At 71.7% G+C, this 18,575-nt stretch carries 14 protein-coding genes; 6 read left to right on the top strand and 8 right to left on the bottom strand.

The window, feature by feature from the left end; genetic code table 11:
• Positions 1-8 precede the first annotated feature (8 nt).
• The 5 genes from AC27IY_RS32465 to AC27IY_RS32445 all read right to left on the bottom strand — a co-directional run bounded on the left by AC27IY_RS32465 (position 9) and on the right by AC27IY_RS32445 (position 8,297).
• On the bottom strand, positions 9-779 hold the full coding sequence (locus AC27IY_RS32465) for an SDR family NAD(P)-dependent oxidoreductase (RefSeq protein ID WP_487180244.1): 771 nt from the start codon (positions 777-779) through the stop codon (positions 9-11).
• A gap of 18 nt (positions 780-797) precedes the next feature.
• Entirely contained in the window at positions 798-3,173 is a 2,376-nt protein-coding gene (locus tag AC27IY_RS32460; protein ID WP_487180243.1) for a beta-glucosidase family protein, read from the bottom strand.
• Positions 3,174-3,177: 4 nt separating this feature from the next.
• Positions 3,178-5,913, bottom strand: coding sequence for a family 78 glycoside hydrolase catalytic domain (locus AC27IY_RS32455; protein ID WP_487180242.1), 2,736 nt, complete (start codon positions 5,911-5,913; stop codon positions 3,178-3,180).
• Between the two features lie 38 nt (positions 5,914-5,951).
• On the bottom strand, positions 5,952-7,226 hold the full coding sequence (locus tag AC27IY_RS32450; RefSeq protein ID WP_487180241.1) for an MFS transporter: 1,275 nt from the start codon (positions 7,224-7,226) through the stop codon (positions 5,952-5,954).
• A 147-nt stretch (positions 7,227-7,373) separates the two neighbouring features.
• Complete coding sequence (locus tag AC27IY_RS32445; RefSeq protein WP_344220312.1) at positions 7,374-8,297, bottom strand: helix-turn-helix domain-containing protein; 924 nt, start codon at positions 8,295-8,297, stop codon at positions 7,374-7,376.
• 257 nt (positions 8,298-8,554) lie between these two features.
• On the opposite strand from AC27IY_RS32445, the gene AC27IY_RS32440 reads away from it, so the two are divergent.
• From AC27IY_RS32440 to AC27IY_RS32415, 6 genes are all read left to right on the top strand, one after another.
• Positions 8,555-9,394, top strand: coding sequence for a carbohydrate ABC transporter permease (locus AC27IY_RS32440; protein ID WP_487180240.1), 840 nt, complete (start codon positions 8,555-8,557; stop codon positions 9,392-9,394).
• Entirely contained in the window at positions 9,391-10,212 is an 822-nt protein-coding gene (locus AC27IY_RS32435; RefSeq protein ID WP_449956993.1) for a carbohydrate ABC transporter permease, read from the top strand. The genes AC27IY_RS32440 and AC27IY_RS32435 overlap by 4 nt, the downstream gene beginning before the upstream one ends.
• Before the next feature lie 31 nt (positions 10,213-10,243).
• Positions 10,244-11,518 carry an ABC transporter substrate-binding protein gene (locus AC27IY_RS32430; RefSeq protein WP_449956991.1) on the top strand — a complete coding sequence of 425 codons (1,275 nt, stop codon included), beginning with the start codon at positions 10,244-10,246 and terminating at the stop codon, positions 11,516-11,518.
• 27 nt (positions 11,519-11,545) lie between these two features.
• Complete coding sequence (locus AC27IY_RS32425; protein ID WP_487180239.1) at positions 11,546-12,838, top strand: glycosyl hydrolase 53 family protein; 1,293 nt, start codon at positions 11,546-11,548, stop codon at positions 12,836-12,838.
• A 102-nt stretch (positions 12,839-12,940) separates the two neighbouring features.
• Positions 12,941-14,401: an FAD-dependent oxidoreductase gene (locus AC27IY_RS32420; protein WP_487180238.1), complete on the top strand. Its 1,461-nt coding sequence runs from the start codon at positions 12,941-12,943 to the stop codon at positions 14,399-14,401.
• 72 nt (positions 14,402-14,473) lie between these two features.
• Positions 14,474-15,502 (top strand): 2Fe-2S iron-sulfur cluster-binding protein, encoded by a 1,029-nt coding sequence (locus AC27IY_RS32415; protein ID WP_487180237.1) that lies wholly within the window; start codon positions 14,474-14,476, stop codon positions 15,500-15,502.
• Positions 15,503-15,553: 51 nt separating this feature from the next.
• Here AC27IY_RS32415 and AC27IY_RS32410 read toward each other — a convergent pair whose 3' ends face one another.
• The 3 genes from AC27IY_RS32410 to AC27IY_RS32400 are packed head-to-tail and all read right to left on the bottom strand — an operon-like array spanning position 15,554 to position 18,435.
• Entirely contained in the window at positions 15,554-16,336 is a 783-nt protein-coding gene (locus tag AC27IY_RS32410) for a 2-keto-4-pentenoate hydratase (protein WP_487180236.1), read from the bottom strand.
• A gap of 1 nt (position 16,337) precedes the next feature.
• Entirely contained in the window at positions 16,338-17,225 is an 888-nt protein-coding gene (locus AC27IY_RS32405) for a VOC family protein (protein ID WP_487180235.1), read from the bottom strand.
• A 22-nt stretch (positions 17,226-17,247) separates the two neighbouring features.
• Positions 17,248-18,435 (bottom strand): acyl-CoA dehydrogenase family protein, encoded by a 1,188-nt coding sequence (locus AC27IY_RS32400; protein ID WP_487180234.1) that lies wholly within the window; start codon positions 18,433-18,435, stop codon positions 17,248-17,250.
• Between the last annotated feature and the right edge of the window lie 140 nt (positions 18,436-18,575).

The raw sequence follows: 18,575 nt of genomic DNA, 5'->3' as shown, positions 1-18,575 counted from the left end.
GTTTCAGGTCACATGTGAGCGCCGCCGTCGATGCGGATCTCGGTGCCGGTGATGAACGCGCCGTCGTCGGAGACGAGCATGGCGACGACACCGGCGACGTTCTCGGGGCCGGGCAGGCCGTCGCTGATCGCGGACGTCAGCTTGCCGAAGAGGCTCCAGTCGGTGTCGGCGGGCACGAGGGAGCCGATGTTGTTGGTGATGCCGCTGCTGATGCCGCCGGGCACGACGTTGACCGCGCGCAGCCCCTGCTTGGAGTACTCCAGGGCGAGGCTGTGGGTGAAGGAGGCGATGCCGCCCTTGCTGGCCGAGTAGGCGGCCATGAACGGGTGGGCGTAGAAGGCGGCGGTGGAGCTGAAGTTCACCACGACGCCCCGGCCGGACTCCAGCAGGGCCGGCAGCGCGGCCCTGGTCATGAGGAAGGTTCCGGTCAGGTTGACGGTGATGATGCGGTTCCACAGCTCCAAGGAGCAGTCATGGGTGTGCGCGCCGCGCAGGATGGCGGCGGTGTTGACCAGGGCGTCCAGACCGCCGAGGCCGCTCACCGCCGAGGAGACCACCTCATCGACCGAACCGGCGTCGGCGATGTCGACAGGGGTGACGGTGAGCCGGTCGGCGGTGCCCTGCTCGGCCGCCAGGGCGAGCGTCTCCTTCAGGCCGTCCTCGGCGATGTCCGCGGCCACCACGCGGGCGCCTTCGGTCAGCAGCCGCAGCGCGGTGGCCCGGCCGATGCCGGAGGCCGCGCCGGTGATGAGGATGCGCCGGTCGGTGAGTCGCTGCATGAGAAGGTTCACTCCGTTTCAGTTGATGGTGCAGGTCAGGGGGAGGTCGGAGGCGGAGCGGCCGACGCGCAGCCGGTGCGGGCCGCCGCTGTGCGGCCGGCGGGACAGCGCCTTTGGAGCAATGTCGATCCGCACCGTGACCGTCTGACCCGGTGCGGCCTCGACAGCGGCGAAGCCGGCCAGGCGCGGAGCTTCGTCCTGCTCCAGATACGCCTGCACGACCTCCCGGCCCGGGCGGTCGCCGGCGTTGCGGAGCGTCACCTCCACGGCGTCGTCGTCCGCCACAGCGGCGTGCAGGTACTCCCAGGTGGTGTAGGACAGGCCGTGACCGAACGGGAACAGCACGCCCTCGGGCCGGTAGGCGCGGTAGCCGATGCGGTCGCCCTCGGCATAGTCGAGCACGCCTTCGACGGGTCGCGTGGACAGGATCGGGACGTCGGCCTCGGTGGCGGGAAAGGTGGTCGGCAGCCGGCCGCCGGGTTCGGCGCCGGTCAGGATGTCGGCGATGGCGTCGCCGCCCTCCTGTCCGGGGAACCAGGACCACAGCAGCGCCGCCGGTTCGTACGCCCAGGGCATCAGCCACGGCGCTCCGGCGTTCACCACGACCACGGTGCGGGGATTGGCCGCGCAGACCTGGCGTACCAGCTCGTCCTGCCGTCCGGGCAGTGTCAGGCCGGTCCGGTCGAGGCTTTCCGTCTCGGTGTCGGCATCGCTGCCGACCACCACGATCGCCACGTCGGCGGCGCGTGCCGCCGAGAGGGCGGCCTGCAGCTCCTCCTCGTCGGTGCCGCGCGGCGCCTCGTAGCCCAGCCCGGTCAGAGTGACCGGATAGGGCAGGTTGCGTTGCGGGCTGATCAGCAGTTCGACGTCGATCGGACCGGCGTCGGCGGTGAAGGTGAAGGTGTGCGAGGGCGGGTTCAGCAGCAGGGCGGCGATGTCGTCACCGTCCTGGAGCTGTTCGCGGGACTGGTCGGCGTTGCCGGGGACGCGCAGGGTGTGGCGGCCGGTGCCCAGGACCGACAGCCGGTGCACGCCGGCGGCGGGCAGGCTGAGGCGGGCGCGCACGGCCAGCTCATCGACCTCGTCGGCGAGGATGATCGGGAACCACCAGGGAGCGGGGTCGCGATGCTCGGCCGTCAGCACGGTGCCGTCGGCCGAGCGGTGCTCCAGCCGTACGCCCTGCTCGCCGGTCTCAGGGTCGACGGCCAGGCCGGGGGGCAGAGGCTCCAGCTTGACGTGGGGGAAGACGCCGCCGTGGACGGTGATCTCGGTGTCCTCGCCGAGCACCCGGCGCAGCCCTTCGAGCGGCGTGACCACGTGCTCGGGGGTGACGTGGGCGCTGCCGCCGCCCTGGGCGGTGAAACGCACCGCGTTCGGGCCGATGAGCGCGACCTTGCGCAGGCCCGGCCGCAGGGGCAGCAGGCCGTCGTTGCGCAGCAGTACCGAGCCGCGGATCGCCAGCTCGCGCAGGCGGTCGCGGACGTCGCCGGGAACGGGCGGGGCAGGGGGCGCGGGGACGCCTTCGAGAGCGCCGGTGCGCGCGGCCAGCCGCAGGACGCGCAGCACCTTGTCGTCCACCACCTCGGCGGGGACGCGCCCGTCCTCGACCGCCGCCACCAGCGCGTCACCCCACGGCCCGTCCGGGCCCGGCATGACGACGTCCAGCCCGGCCAGGGCGGTGGCCTCGCACGATCGGGCGGCGGTCCAGTCGGAGACCACGACGCCGTCGAAGCCCCATTCCTCCTTGAGCACGCCGGTCAGCAGGTCGCGGTGCTCGGTCATGGTCTCGCCGTTGACCCGGTTGTAGGCGGCCATCACCGCCCACACGCCGGCCTCGCGCACCGCCGCCTCGAACGGCGCCAGGTACACCTCGCGCAACGTCCGCTCGTCGATGTGGGCGTCGTAGGTCATCCGGTCGGTCTCGGAGTCGTTGCCCACGAAGTGCTTGACGGTCGCCGCGACCCCCGCCGACTGCACGCCCTGGATGAACCCGACGGCGACGCGGGCGGTGAGCAGCGGGTCCTCGGAGCAGCACTCGAAGTGGCGGCCGCCGAGAGGCGAGCGGTGCAGGTTGACCGTGGGGGCGAGCAGGACGTGGATGCCCATCTCGCGTGCCCGGGCGCCCATCAGCCGCCCGGCCTCGCGCGCCGTCTCCTCGTCCCAGGCCGCGGCCAGAGAGGTCGGGCTGGGGAACAGCAACGAGGGCGGGGTGTCCCCTCCGAAGGAGGTGCCGCGCGGCCCGACGGGGCCGTCCGACAGGGCCAGCGGGGCCAGCCCGGCCGACGTCACCGGGGTCATCGTCCAGGCGTCGGCCCCGGTGAGGAGGGCGACCTTCTCCTTCAGTGTCATCGCGGCGAGGCGGCGCAGCAGGTCCGGCTCATCGATCAACGGCACGGCGTCAGTCCTTCTGGAGGCCGGCGAAACCGGCCTCGATCTCGGTGGGGAGGTGCTCGGCGTTCGGGATCATGGCGATGGCGTCGCGAACGGTCATGTTCTGGGCGACGGCGTCGAGGCCGGTCTCCACGTACCCGGCGAGCTCCGGCAGGTGCCGGACGATGGCGTCGGTGACGACGCGCAACGCGCCGGGTCGGTCGGCCACCTCGGCGAGAGTGCTGTCAAGGGTGAGCGGCGCGGACGCGGCCTGGTCCCCGGCGTAGGGAGAGGTCCAGCGGTGGGTGCCGGAGCCGACCGTGTGCCGGTCACCGCCGGGCAGCGTGACGTGCGCCGTGGTGTTCGGCGGGACCACGGCCTCGACGGCGAGCGTGCCGTCGTCGAGGCGCCACGAGGCGGCGGCCAGGCCGTAGGGGGTGCGCAGCCGGGCGGCGGCACGGGTGAGCCCGCCGCCGGGCCGGGGACGTACGGAGATCTCCCGGTAGCCCGGCGCGGCCGGGCTCAGCCCCGCGACCGTGCGGTGCAGCCAGTCGGCGACGGCTCCGAAGGCGTAGTGGTTGAAGGAGGTCATGCCGCTGGGGTTGACGGTGCCGTCGGGCAGCAGGCTGTCCCAGCGCTCCCAGATCGTGGTGGCGCCCTGGGTGACCGGATACAGCCAGGACGGGCACTCGCGCTGCAGCAGCAGCCGGTACGCGGCCTCCGTCTCCCCCGCCTCGGCGAGGGCGTCGCAGATGAGCGGGGTGCCGACGAAACCGGTAGCGATCTTGTAGCCGCCCGCGCGGACCAGCTCCACCAGGCGGGAGGCGGCTCGGGCGCGTTGCCCGGGCTCGGGGAGCAGGGCGAATTCCAGGGCCAGGGCGTAGGCGGTGGGCGAGTCGCTCAGCAGCCGCCCCGAGGCCGTGACGTACTCGGCGGCGAAGGCGCGGCGCACCTGGTCGGCGAGCTCCCGATGGGGAGCGGCGTCCTGCCCGATGACCTCGGCCGCCCGGGCGAGCAGGTCGGCCGAGCGGGCGAAGTAGGCGGTGGCCACGATCTCGGGGTAGGTGCGGGCCTGCTCGGGTCGGTTGGCGGGCGCGGTGGGGTCGAGCCAGTCGCCGAACTGGAAGCCGCTGTCCCAGATCCTGCCCGGCCCGGCCAGAGCGGCGACGTGCTCGACCCAGGCGCGCATGCTCGCGAACTGCCGTTCCAGGATGCCGGTGTCGCCGTAACGGCAGTACAGCACCCACGGGACGATCACAGCGGCGTCGCCCCAGGCCGCGGCCGCGTTGGAGGCGCTGGTGACGTTCGGCACGATGTGCGGCACCAGGCCGTCCTCGCCCTGCTCGACGGCCAGGTCGGCGAGCCAGGAGGACAGGAGGCCGGCGCTGTCGAACAGGAAGGAGGCCGTGGGAGCGAAGACCTGGAGGTCGCCCGTCCAGCCCAGGCGTTCGTCACGCTGGGGGCAGTCGGTGGGCACGTCGAGGAAGTTGCCGCGCATGCCCCACACGACGTTCTCGTGCAGCCGGTTGACGAGCGGGTCCGAGCAGTCGAACCAGCCGGTGCGCTCCAGGTCGGAATGGCACACGACGGCGACCACGTCGTCCACCGGTCCTGATGTCTCGGCATAGCGGAAGCCGTGGAAGGTGAAGCGCGGCTCCCACGTCTCCCCTTGCGCGTCGCCGCGCAGGATGTAGGTGTCGGTGGCCTTGGCGGTGCGCAGCGGGGTGACGCACAGCTCGCCGTCCTGCAGGACCTCGGCGTGCCGCAGCGTCACCTGGTCGCCCGTGGAACCGGTGGCGGTGATCCTGAGGCGACCGACCAGGTTCTGGCCGAAGTCGTAGACGGTGGCGCCGCTCGGGGTGAGGCGCCTCTCGACCGGGACAAGGGTCTCGGTGCGGCGCACCGGCGGCCCTTCCGGCGCCACCAGCGTGCTCAGGTCGCGGTCCACGATCTCGACGGGCGACCAGCCGGAGTCGTCATAGCCGGGCGACGACCAGCCCCGGCGTTCCAGCCGGGCGTCGTAGGTCTCTCCGTCGTAGAGGTCGGAGGAGAGCAACGGCCCGGACGCGGCCCGCCACGACCCGTCGGTCACGAACCGTTCCATCGTGCCGTCGTCGTGGACGATCTCCAGCTGGGCCAGCCAGGCGAGCCGGTCGCCGTACAGGGCCCGCTTGCCCTCGAAACCCAGCCGTCCCCGGTACCAGCCGTCGCCCAGCGTCGCGCCCAGGCAGTTGGTCCCCTCGCGCAGCAGATCCGTCACGTCGAAGGTCTGGTAGCGCAGGCGGTGCTGATAGGCGGTCCAGCCGGGCGCCAGCACGTGGTCACCGACGACCTCGCCGTTCAGCTCCGCCTCGTACACGCCCAGCGCGGTGGTGTAGAGCCGGGCTGCGCGCACGCCCCGGCGGACCTCGAACTCGCCGCGCAGCAGCGAGCCCTCCCCCGGGCTGACGAACGCGGCCGACCAGTCCTCCCGCTCCAGCAGGCCCGCCTCCACGTGCGCGGGCTCGCTCCACGCCGACCATCCGCCGGGGCCTTCGACGCGCACCCGCACCGCCACTCGCTCGCGCGCCGCCAGCGGCGCGAACGGCCAGGGCACCAGCACGGATTCGGCGGACCCGACCCGGACCCGCTCGCCCCTGGCCTCGACCTCGTAGGCGCTCTGCCGCCAGTCCGGCGTGCCGGTCTCGACGGACCACGACAGGCGCGGCGTGCGCGTGCCGACGCCCAGCGGTTCACGCAGGTGCTCGAATCGGATGGTGATCACGCGGACGGACTCTCCTTGCTTACACGTGTTAGCTGATGTCAACGTACACCCTTGACGAGCCGGACCGTCAACCCGCCGAGGACCGCGACGCCGGCGGCCACCAGGAACAGCAGCGGATAGTTGCCTCCCTCGCCGACGCCCAGGATGACCGGGGCGACGATCGGCGCGACGGACTGCGGCAGGGCGCTGGCGATCCCCGCCAGGCTCATGTACTTGGCCGCCGCCCCCTCGCGGTCGGGCAGCACGTCGTTGACCAGGGCCAGGTCCACCGCCCCGAAGACGCCCGCGCCGAACAGAATGAACTGCGAGCCGACCAGCACCGAGGTGAACGAGGCCGCGGACGCGACGATCACGAAGCCGACCACGAAGCAGGCGGCGGCCAGGTAGATGAACAGCTTGCGCCGCCGCAGCCGGTCCGACAGATAGCCGCTCACCACCGCGCCCACGGACGTCATCACCAACCCGACGCCGCCCGTGATCGCCAGCAGGCCCGTGACCTCCTCGAGCCGGTAACCGAGATGATCGGTCAGGAAGTACAGCTGGTAGGTGGACAGGAACATGAGGCTGAACTGGATGAGGAAACGCCCCAGCCAGGTCCAGCCGAAGTCGGGATGGCGGCGGGGATCGAAGGTGAGGTCGCGCGCCAGGCCCGCAAGATCGAGCACCTTCCGCTGCTCGCGGGGCAGGGGCCGGTCGGACATCCTCACCACCAGCAGCAGCACGGCGGCGCAGGCCACGAGGGCCGGCACGAGGAACAGCAGCAGCGGCGAGCCGGCCAGCGCGCCCGACACCTGGAATCCGGCCACTCCCGCGATCTGGGCGGTGAACCCGAGCAGGCCGCCGACCTTGCCGCGCTGCTCCTCGGGCACCTGGTCCGGCATGACCGCCAGCAGCGGGGTCATGATGAACGTGATGCCGACCTGCGCGACGACGTAACCCAGCAGCACGCCCGGGACCGTCTCGATCACGGCGGCGAGCACGGCTCCGGCGGCCAGCACCGGCATGCCCGCCAGCATCCACGGTCTGCGCCGGCCGAGGCGGGAGGTGGTGTTGTCGCTCAGGAGGCCCACGACCGGGGCGGCGATGATGTTGAGCAGCGTGCCGATCCCGATGACCAGGCCGAGTGCCGCTTCCTTGCCCTCGGGGTCGATCTGCTGCAGCCGGATGGCCAGCGAAGCCAGCAACGGCGTCATGACCGCCACGTAGAGCCCCAGGTAGGCCAGCACGTAGACGGTGATGAAACCGCTGCTCGCCCTGGCCGGCTGCGCGGCTGTCGCGGCTGCCGCCGGAGGTGGGGATGCGGGCTCGGACATCACACTCTCCCATTTGATCGTTTTAAGGGGTCCTCCGCCAAAGGCCGCAACTAACACGTGCCAGTAGGTGCGAGGAACGTAACATCACCGCCACGTGGCGGCAAGAGCAGCAGGGGTCACGAAAGGGGAGAACGACGGCTCCCGGTCTCAGGGCTCCGCGTGCAGCCAGGTCCTGAGAAAGGCCGAGTCGTCGCTGAAGCGGCTGCGGTACGCCCGCGCGCTCAGCCCGAAGTGAGCCTTGAAACGACGCGCGAAATAGTTGGGATCCGGCCAGCCCACCGACGCGCCGATCTGCGAGATCGGCCGGTCGTCCTGCAGCAGCAGCGCGGCGGCGGCCTCGGCTCGCTGCTGGGCGAGGTAGGCCATGGGCGGCAGCCCCACGGCCGACTTGAACAGCCGCACGAGCGAGCCGGGCACCATGGGGAGCTCCTCGGCCAGCTCGCGCAGCGTCCAGGGATGAGCCAGGCTGCCCTCCAGCAGGCGCATGGCCTTGGCCACCGCCGGGTGCGGCGGCGCCGGCGGGCTCAGCCTGCTGTTCCTCTCCTTGGCGACGACCCTGGCCAGAGCGCTGAGGAACAACGTCAGGTGCCCGATGACATCGCCGCGGTGCAGCGGACCGGCCGCCGAGCCCAGCCCGTCGAGCGCCCGCAACGGCGTCACGCACTCCTGAAGAGCCGCCTCGTCGAGCCGCGCCATCAGCATGCCGCGGCGGCCGAGCGAGTAGGGGGCCGTCCAGAGCAGGTGTCCGAGCAGCGGGTCCTCCCTGGCCCAGGCGAGTTCACGCCGGAGCAGGCCGGGCCGGAAACAGCAGTTGTACAGCACCAGGTCCGCGCAGCGCTCGTACTCGTGCCAGACGCCGGGCCGCAACAGGACGACATCGCCCCGGGCGAGCGCGTGCCGGCCGGCGAGCGAGTGGTGCGTGCCGGTGCCCGCGACGACGACCGCCACCTCCATGAAGCTGTGGGTGTGGGCCGGATAGGACTTCTCGTGGACATGTCTGCCCGCATAGGCGAGCGACCCGTCGGTGAAGTAGACGAGCCCGCTGGCGTCCTCAACGGGAGGTGCGTGCATGCAGGCACGATAGCTCTCGCGGGGGCGAGTCGTTAATTTCGTGCTACTTCCGGTTAACGCTGGCCTACCGGCCCGGTGAGCCGCGAGCGCATCCTTCTCACTACGCGACGCGCGCATCCCCTTCCCCCTTCCTGCGCCCCGTCGCGTCGCACATCCCCGATTAAAACGTTTTATCAAGAGGGCCGATGCCGAAAATCCCCCATCATGGCCGCAGGTCCCGACGGCGCCGGCGCGGACGGTCGATCCCCGGGTGGTTCGTGCTCCCCGCTCTCGCGCTGTACCTCTACGTCGTGCTCGTCCCGTCCATAAGAGGAGCCGGATACGCCTTCACGGACTGGAGTGGCCTGGGCGAGCGGATGTCCTTCGTCGGGCTGGAGAACTTCGCCAAGATCTTCGACGACTCCGCGGCCCAGGACGCGCTCTGGCAGACCGTCGCCATCACGGCCGTGATCACGATCGTGCAGAACGTGGTCGGTCTGCTGCTGGCGCTCGGCGTGCACTCACGCATCAGGAGCCGCAACGCGCTGCGCGTGCTGTTCTTCGCGCCCGCGGTGATGACGCCCGTGGTCACGGCCTACCTGTGGCGCTACCTGTACGCCCCGGAGGGCGCGCTCAACACGGCGCTGGACGCCGTGGGCCTCGGCGCCCTGCGGCAGAACTGGCTGGGCGACCCCGGCCTCGCGCTGTGGTCGATGGCGGCGATCGTCATCTGGCAGTTCTCCGGTTACTCCATGGTCATCTTCCTGGCCGGGCTGCAGAGCGTGCCACGCGAGCTGCACGAGGCCGCCGGCGTGGACGGCGCGGGCGCCGTGCAGCGCTTCTGGCACATCACCCGCCCGCTGCTGGCCCCCGCCATCACCATCAACGTGATGCTCGCGCTGATCGGCGGATTCAAGCTCTTCGACCAGGTGTACGTCACCACCGGCGGCGGCCCCGGCCACGCCACCGAGACCCTGTCCACCCTCATCTACAAGAACGCCTTCCAGTTCGGCGACTTCGCCTACAGCACCGCGATCGCGGTGCTCCTGGCCGCCGTGGTGGCCGCCGTCTCGGCCGTCCAGTACCGCGGCCTGCGGCAGCAGAAGGGCTCCTCGTGAAGCGTTACACGGCGCGCACGGCGCTGCTGGAGACGGTGATGATCGCCGCCGGCGCCGTCTTCGCCTTCCCTCTCTACGTCCTGGTCAACCTGTCGGTACGCCGCCCGGCCGATCCGGCCTCGCCGGTGGCGCTGACGATGTCACCCACCCTGGCCAACTACGCCGACGCCTGGCAGGCGGCCGGGCTGGGCGCGGCCCTGGCCAACAGCGCGATCGTCACGCTGGCGAGCCTGGTGGTGATCATCGTCGTCTCGGCGATGGCGGCCTACCCGCTGGCACGCGTGACGAGCCGCTGGTCGCGATGGACGTTCCTGCTGTTCGCCCTCGGCCTGCTGCTGCCCGCCCAGCTCGCGCTGATCCCTCTGTACCAGAGCATGCGCGACCTCGGCCTGCTCGGCTCGGTGTGGTCGCTGGTCCTGTTCTACTGCGGCCTGCAGGTCCCCTTCAGCGTCTTCCTGTACGCGGGCTTCCTGCGGGCCGTGCCCGCCGAGTACGAGGAGGCGGCCGCCATCGACGGCTGCACACCGGTGCGCGTGTTCTTCTCCGTCGTCCTGCCGCTGCTGCGGCCCGTCACCGGCACCGTGGCCATCCTCAACGCGATCTTCATCTGGAACGACTTCCTCACACCTCTGCTGTACCTGTCGGGCAGTGCGCAGCAGACGGTCCCGGTGGCGGTCTTCCAGTTCGTCGGCCAGTACGTCGCCGACTGGCACCTCGTCTTCGCCGGCCTGGTGATCAGCGTCGTCCCGATCCTGCTCATCTACTTCCTGATGCAGAAGCGGATCATCAGGGGCTTCGCCGGCGGCCTCAAGGGCTGATCACCGATCAACACATCCCAGGAGAACCACCATGACGAACCGACGGCTGCCCGCGGCGCTGTGCGTCCTGGCGACCGGCGCCCTGCTGGCCGCCTGCAGCAACACCGCCACCCCACCCGGGAGCGGCACGGCCTCGGCCGCCCTGCGCATCGCGTCCAACTCCAGCGAGAAGATCGCGCTGGACGCCGCGATCGCCGCGTTCAAGCAGGCCAATCCCGGCATCGACGTGCAGGTGACGTACGCCGACACCGACCCGTACCTGACCACCTTGCGCACGCAGCTCTCCTCGGGCACCGCTCCTGACGTCTTCTTCGCCTTCCCCGCGAAGGGCAACGCCGGCGCGGTCCAGGTGCTGGCGCCGTCCGGCTACCTCCAGGACCTGTCCGCCCGTTCCTGGGCCGGGCAGGTCCCGCAGGACGTCAAGGCCGTCACCCAGGCCGACGGGAAGCAGTACCTCCTGCCGGTCACCTTCACCGGCATCGGCGCGATCTACAACAAGAAGGCCATGCGGGAGGTCGGCGGCTCCGAACCCGCCACCTGGGCGGACGTGCTCGGCCTGTGCGACAAGGCCAGGGCCGCGGGCAAGAGCGCGTTCGCCCTGGGCAACCAGACGCCCTGGGTGACCCAGCTCATCGACTACGCGCTCGTCTCCACCCTCGTCCACACCCCCGGCTCCACCTTCGACGCCGACCTGGCCGGCGGCAGGACGAGCTTCGCCGCCTCCGCCGGATGGAAGGGCGCCATGGACAAGTATCTGGAGCTGAACAAGCGCGGCTGCTTCTCCAAGGACCCGCTCGGCACCCCGGTCGAGACCGCGCTCCAGCAGGTCGGCAAGGGCGAGGCCGTCGCGGCCGTCCAGGTTCTGGCCACCGCCGGGCAGATCAGGGACGCCGCGGCGCAGGGCACCGAGCTGGGCATGTTCCCGCTGCCGGCGACCGACGACGCCGAGGCCACCCGGATGCCGGGCGCCGTCGGCACCTCCTACGCGATCAACGCCAAGGCCCGCAACCAGGCCGCCGCCGAGAAGTTCATCGACTTCCTCGCCCAGCCGCGGGCCATGAACGACTACGCCGCCAAGAGCAACGCCGCCCCCGCGATCCCCAACGACGCCTTCACCCCCGACCCCGCGTTCAGCGCGCTCCTGGACTACCAGAAGTCGGGCAGGACCGTGCCGTTCATGGACCAGTTCTGGCCCAACCCGAAGGTCCAGCAGGCTCACCTGAGCGGCGTGCAGGAGCTCTTCTCCGGCGCCGCCACCCCGCAGGACGTGCTGACCGAGATGGACAAGGCCTACAAGAGCAACTGAGTCACTCCCCCACCGAAAAGGATCGACATGACGCACCACACCCCCCATGCCCGTGTCACCCGCCGAGCCTTCCTCACCACCGCCACCGCCGCGGGCCTCGCTCTGGCCGCACCCGCCCTGCCCGCCGCCGGGCAGACGCCGGCCCGGGCCCGGCCCTTCCGCGCCGCGCTCTCGGTCAGCCCCTTCACCGAAGCGGTGCTCGCCAAGGTGTCCCTGACGGACGGCCTTCGCACCGCGCGCACCGCGGAGGCCGTGCAGCGCCTGTTCGTCGCCCACGGGGCCACCGAGGTGTACGCCCGCATCGCCACCCGCCGCGTCGCGGCCGACAACGACGCCCAGCACGGCCTCGACCGCGGGCTCGAACGCGCGCGGCTGGCCCGCCGGCTCGGCCTGCCCTTCAATCCCGAGCTCGGTCTGTGGGCCGTCTACGGAGACATCGCCTACCAGCCCGAACCCGACTTCTCCGACTATCCCGGCATCACCCTGCCCGGGCCGTGGACCTCGCTCACCATCGAGCAGATGCTGCCGATCCTCTACCGCTACGGCGTCACCGTCGCCGCGAAGATCCTCGCCACAGGTGCGACGGTGCGGGTCTGGGACCTGGGCAACGAGATCGAGTTCGGCATGGCCGGCGTCGCCATCCGCAGCCTGGTCACCCAGACCGCCGACTGGACCTACAGCCCGCCGGACGCCGTCGATCCGGCGATCGGCCAGATGGACTTCGCCACCCTGTTCACCATGAGCGAGGCCGACCGCATCGCCTGGCTGCGCGCCCACCTGTGGCCGCACGTGGGACGCATGCTCGCCGCCACCGCCGCCGGCATCCGCACGGTCCAGCCCGGCGCCCGCTTCAGCAGCCACACCAGCACGATCGGCGCGGCCAGCCCCAACCTGTCGGTGGCGTTCTGGCAGGCGATGCGGGCGGCGGGCTACCAGGCGAGCGAGCTCGGCACCTCGTTCTACCCGACCAGCAACGACTACGGCGACCGCCTGGCGCTGTTCAAGGACGTCACCACCACCCTGAGCAGCACGTTCGGCAAACCGGTGTTCGTGGCCGAGCTCGGATATCCCTCGGCCGCCATGTCCGCGCCCTACCCGTGGAACAGCGCGCTGCCCGGCTACCCGATCTCCCCGCAAGGGGAGCACGACTTCGTCCGGGACGTGGTCGCCTGGGGCGCCGGCGACGGGCCTCTGTCCGGCGTCCGCCCTTGGGCGCCCGACTACTGCATCGGCGGCTGGCAGCCCATGAGCCACTTCAGCTCCTCCGGCGTGGCCGAGCCGGTCATCGACGCGATCGCCGAGGGCCTGCTTCTGGCGTGAGGCCTCCCGCCCAGCGGGATGCGGCCCTGCGCGCGGCGCGCCGCCCTCCTATCGTCCGTGCGCGAGGGCCCGTCAGCGGGCGTGTGAACGGAAGGGGCCGCCATGGAGACGACAGCGACGGCGCCGGTGCGAGCCTCGGAGGTTCCCACCTGGGCCGCCGAGGTGGACGTGCTCGTCATCGGCAACGGCTGCGCCGGTGCGAGCGCGTCCATCGAGGCGGCGCGGGCGGGCGCGGAGGTGCTGGTCCTGGACGCCGCCGGCGGCTGGGGCGGAGCTTCCGCCATGGCGGGCGGCTCGCTCTACCTGGGCGGCGGCACACCCCTGCAGAAGGCCTGCGGCGTCGAGGACAGCCCGGAGGCGATGCACGCCTTCCTCAAGGTGGCCACCGGGCCGGATCCGGACGAGGCGAAGCTGGCCGCGTACTGCGAGGGCAGCCTGGAGCACTTCGACTGGCTCGTCGCCTGCGGCGTCCCGTTCGTGCCGAAACTGTGGGACCAGCCGTCCTGGGAGGCCCCGACGGGGTACGGCCTGATGTACACCGGCGGCGAGAACGCCCATCCGTTCGACGACCTCGTGCCACCCGCCCCGCGCGGCCACATCCCGCACATGGAGGGCAAGCGGCCGGGCGAGCGTTCCGCCGGGTGGACGCTGATGAGGCACCTGGTGGCGACGGCCGAGCGCGCCGGGGTGCGCTGCCGCTACGACACGCGGGCCGAGCGGCTGGCGGTCGATGACGGCGTCGTCGTCGGAGCCCAGGTCTCGGCCTACGGGGAACGCTGCTTCGTGCGCGCCCGGCGGGGCGTCGTCCTGTCGGCGGGCGGATTCGCCGCCAACGGGCCGATGCTGGCCCAGCACGCGCCCCGGCTGCTCGGCAACATGCTGATCGGCACCGACCGCGACGACGGCCGCGGCATCCGCATGGCGCAGGCGGCCGGCGCCGCGGTCCGGCACATGGAGGCCGCCCAGACGTCCTTCCCCGCCGATCCGGCGCTGTTGTGCCGCTCCCTGCTGCTCGACCGGCACGGACGCCGCTTCGTCAACGAGGACACCTACCCAGGACGCGTCGGCCAGGCGGCCCTCTACCAGCAGGACCGCCAGGTCTTCCTGCTCTACGACGACGCCGTGGCCGAGGAGGTGCGGCAGACCGGCGGACACGTCCCGGAGGCGACCTGGGTCTCCGACGACGTGGCCGAGTTGGAGGAGTCGATGGGGATCGCGCCGGACGTGCTGGCGGAGACCATCGCGGCCTACAACGCGGGCGCCGAGGCGGGGCGGGACCCCCTGCTGCACAAGTCGGCGCGCTGGCTGCGGCCGGTCGCCGCCCCCTACGGGGTGCTGGACCTGCGCGGGGCGAGGTTCGGGGTGTTCACCCTCGGTGGCCTGCACACCACGCCTCAGGGTGAGGTTCTCGACCTCGACGGCGAACCGGTCCCCGGGCTGTTCGCGGCGGGCCGGACCACGAGTGGCGTGCCCGCCTGGGGCTACTGCAGCGGCACGTCGCTGGGGGATGCCACCTTCTTCGGGCGGCGCGCCGGAAGGTCCGCGGCCCGGCGTTCCCGTTGACCGGGATCGCCGATGGAACGGGCCGGAGGCCCGCTCCTATCGTCGTGCACGCCATGAGGAAAGGCGGAACTCTTGTCCGAGACACTGGGACACAGGCTGCGCGTCAGCGCCGTCATCGACGAGACCCCCGATGCCCGGTCGCTGATCCTGGACGTTCCGGAGGAACTGCGCGACCGTTTCACCTACCGGCCGGGACAGTTCCTGACGCTGCGGGTGCCTGCCCAAGAGGGCGCCGTGGGCCGGTGCTACTCGCTGTCCAGCGCGCCCGAGGTGGATCCGGCCCCTAAGGTCACGGTCAAGCGCGTGGCGGGCGGAGTGGGCTCCAACTGGCTCTGCGACCAGGTGAAGGCGGGCGACCTGGTCGAAGTGCTGCCGCCGGCGGGCGTGTTCACCTCCTCCGACCTCGCCGCCGACCATCTGCTGATCGCGGGCGGCAGCGGCATCACCCCGGTCATGTCCCTCCTGAAAGCCGTCCTGGCCCGGCCGACCGGCAGAGTCGTTCTCATCTACGCCAACCGCGGCGAGGAGTCGGTGATCTTCGCAGGAGAGCTGCGGGAACTGACCGAACGCCATCCGGAGCGGCTGCTGGTGATCCACCTGCTCGAATCGGTGCAGGGCCTGCCGAGCACCGCCCAGCTCGTCCAGCTCGTCCGGCCCTTCGCGACCTTCCCGGGCGCCTTCATCTGCGGCCCGGCGCCGTTCATGGACGCCGCGGAGCGCGCCGCGCTGGCCTGCGGCCTCAAGGTGACGATCGAGCGTTTCCGCTCCCTGGAGGGCGATCCGTTCCTGGCCGCACCCGTCTCCGTGGACGAGGACGAAGCCACGGCCACGCTGACCGTCACGCTGAACGGCGAACGCACCAGCCTGCCCTGGCCGTCCCAGACGACGCTGGTGGACCTGCTGAAGTCCCGCGGGCTGGACCCTCCCTACTCGTGCCGGGAGGGCGCCTGCAGCGCGTGCTCGTGCAAGATCGTCACCGGCGAGGTGAAACTGCTCCGCAACGACGTGCTGGAAGAGGAGGACCTGGCGGAGGGGTGGGCGCTCGGCTGCCAGGCGGTGCCCGTGACCGATACCGTCGAGATCACCTACGACATGTACTGACACGTGACGACGGGGCCCGCCGCAGGTCGCGGCGGGCCCCGTCGGCGCTGGTCAGCCCGCGCGCACCGTGACCGGGCCGAGCCGGTCGAACTCCGCGGTGAAGACGTCGCCCGGCTCCATCGGCACCGCGGCGTGCAGCGCCCCGGTCATGATCACGTGACCGGGTTCGAGCGCGACGCCGTCCGCGCCGAGCACGTTGGCCAGCCAGGCGACGACGGCCACGGGATCGCCCAGTGCGGCGGCCCCGGCCCCGGTGTCGACGACCTCGCCGTTGCGCGACAGGACCATGCCGACCAGGCGGGGATCGAAGCCGGCGACCGGCACCGTCACGGAGGACGCCGCCATCGCGCCGTTGCTGGCCAGGTCGGCGACCGTGTCGGCCAGCCGGATCCGCCAGTCGGCGATGCGGGAGTCGACGATCTCCACGGCGGCTCTCGCGCCCGCGATGGCGCGACGCGCCTCCTCCACCGTGACGCCCGGCCCCTTGAGCCCCTCTCCCAGGACGAACACGATCTCCGCCTCCAGCTTCGGGGCGATGAAGCGGCCGAGCGGGACCGTGTCGCCGTCGGCGTACACGGTCGAGGCGAGCACCGGGCCGTAGTCCGGCGAGTCGAGGCCGATGAGCCGCTGCATCGCCTTCGACGTCGCGCCGACCTTGTGGCCGATGACGGCGTCACCGTCGGCGAGGATCATCGCCAGCAGCTCGCGCTGGATGGCGTAGCCATCGGCCATCGTCAGCCAGGGCTCGGCGTCGGTGAACGGCGGGATGGGTGCGCGGTCGCGGCGCGCCGCGTACAGGGCACGCGCCTTGACCGCCGCGTCGGTCAGCGGCATGTCAGCTGAAGTCCCAGGTGTGACCCCAGTAGCTGTCGGCGGTGATCTCCTCCGCCGAGTAGTGCGCCTCGTCCACGCACAGGCCGTCGCTGCCGACCTCCAGGTCCCAGCCGCCGGGCGTGCGCACGTAGAACGACACCATCTTGTCGTTGGTGTGCCGCCCCAGTGTGGAGGACAGGTGGTAGCCGGCCTTGCCGACCCGGTCGAGCGCCTGGCCGACCTGGTCCAGGGTGTCGAACTCGACCATGATGTGGACCAGCGCGGGCGCCTTGAGGTCGGGGGTCGGCATGATGGCCAGGCTGTGGTGGCGGGGGTTGACGCCCATGAAGCGGATGCGCATGGGGCCGTACTCGGGCGGGGCGGGGAGGCGGAAGCCGCCTCGTGGCAGGAACCCGAGCGTCTCGGCGTAGAAGTCGTACGCGCCGGCGAGGTCGGCCACAGGGACCACGACATGGCCGAGGCCCAGTTCGCCGGCGACGAAGCGGCCCCCATAGCGGGTGGCCAGCGGGGTGTGATCCAGTGCCGGCCCGTGGAAGACCTCGGTGGGGGTGCCGCCGGGGGCTTCGAAGGCGAAGCCGGCCTCCACGCGGCGCACGTCGGCCTCCTCGGCCGTCAGCGCTTTGGGCGTCAGCCCCGCGCTCTCGACGGCGGTCTGAACCCGGCGCAGGGCCAGGTGGTCGCGGACCTCCCAGCCGACGGCCTCCACCCGGTCCTCCTCGCCCGGCAGCACGACGATGCGTGCGGGCCGCTCGTCGAGCCGCAGGTAAAGTGCCTCTTCTTCGGGGCCCTGCCCTTCGGCGAAGCCGATGGTGTCGAAGGCGAACGCGCGCCACGCCTCCATGTCGGTCGCCCTGACCCTGACGTATCCCAGGGCTCTGATGTCGCCCATCCTGGCCTCCCTCGTGTGATGTTCAGATCAGCGTCCGCAGTGCGGGCGGGACCTCGGCGTCCATGGCGCTGAGCGCGTTGGACTGGTAGATGCCGCCGGTGACGTGGATCGCGTGGTGCAGGCCCGCGTGGGCGTCACGCCACAGCCGCTGCATGGCGTTGTCCTTGCGCAGGGCGTTGCCGCCGGAGCGGTCGAAGACCTCGTCGGCGGCGGCCACCGCGCGCCAGGCGCAGCGCACCTGGTTGCGGCGGACGGTGGAGCGGTCCTCGAAGCTGATGGGCTCACCCGCCTCGGCCTTGTCGTACAGCCTGCTGATGCCGTCCAGGAGCTGGGTGCGCGAGGCGGCGATCTCGGCGGCGGCCTCGGAGATCGCGTACAGCATGTGGGGGTCCTTCGTGACGCGCTCGCCGCTGGTGGCCAGGATGCGTTCGCGCTGGTAGTCGAGATGGGCGGCGAGCACGCCTTCGGCGATGCCGATGACGGCCGAGGTGATGCCGAGCGGGAACATGGTCCAGAACGGCAACCGGTAGACGGTCTCGGTACGGCCCGCGCGGGCGGCGGCCCGTTCTCCTTCGGCGACCTCGGCCGCGTCCACGGTGCGGTAGCCCGGGACGAAGGCGTTCTCGACCACGATGTCCTTGCTGCCGGTGCCGCACAGGCCGACGACGTCCCAGGAGTCCTCGACGATCGTGTAGTCCTGGCGTGGCAGGACGACGTGCAGCGAGCGGGGCGGCCTGGCCACCGCGCCGGTCCCGTCGCCGATCATCGCGCCGAGGAAGATCCAGTCGCAGTGGTCGGTGCCGGAGGAGAACTGCCAGTGGCCGTTGAGCACATATCCGCCGTCGACGGGCACCGCGACGCCGCTCGGCATGTAGGGCGAGGCGATCCAGGTGTCCTGGTCGCTTCCCCAGACCTCCTCCTGCAGGCGGCGGTCGCACAACGCCATCTCCCACGGGTGCACGCCGCCGACGCCGCACACCCAGCCGGTGGAGCCGCAGTTGCGGGCCACCTCCATGACCGCCTCGGCGAAGTCGCGCGGGTGGGCCGCGTATCCGCCGTACTCGACCGGCTGGAGCAGGCGCATCACGCCGGCTTCGCGGACGACCTTGACGCTCTCGTCGGACAGCTTGCCCAGCCGCTCGCTCTCCTCGGCCGCCGCGCGCAGCCGCGAGGCCAGGGCCTGTACGCGCCGCACCACTTCATGGGCCATAGAAGCCTCCGCATCCCTGTCGAGCCATGGTGCGAGCGACGATAGGACGCCGCGGGGCGGGGCTCCCATGCGCGTTCCCGCTGACCGGGAGGGCGACGATCCTCCCGGTCAGCGGGACGGACGGTCGCGACGGCAGGCCA

The sequence above is a fragment of the Nonomuraea sp. B208 genome (assembly GCF_057536035.1).
Note: the sequence above shows the minus strand (reverse complement) of the source record. Positions and strands in the feature narration are given on the sequence as shown.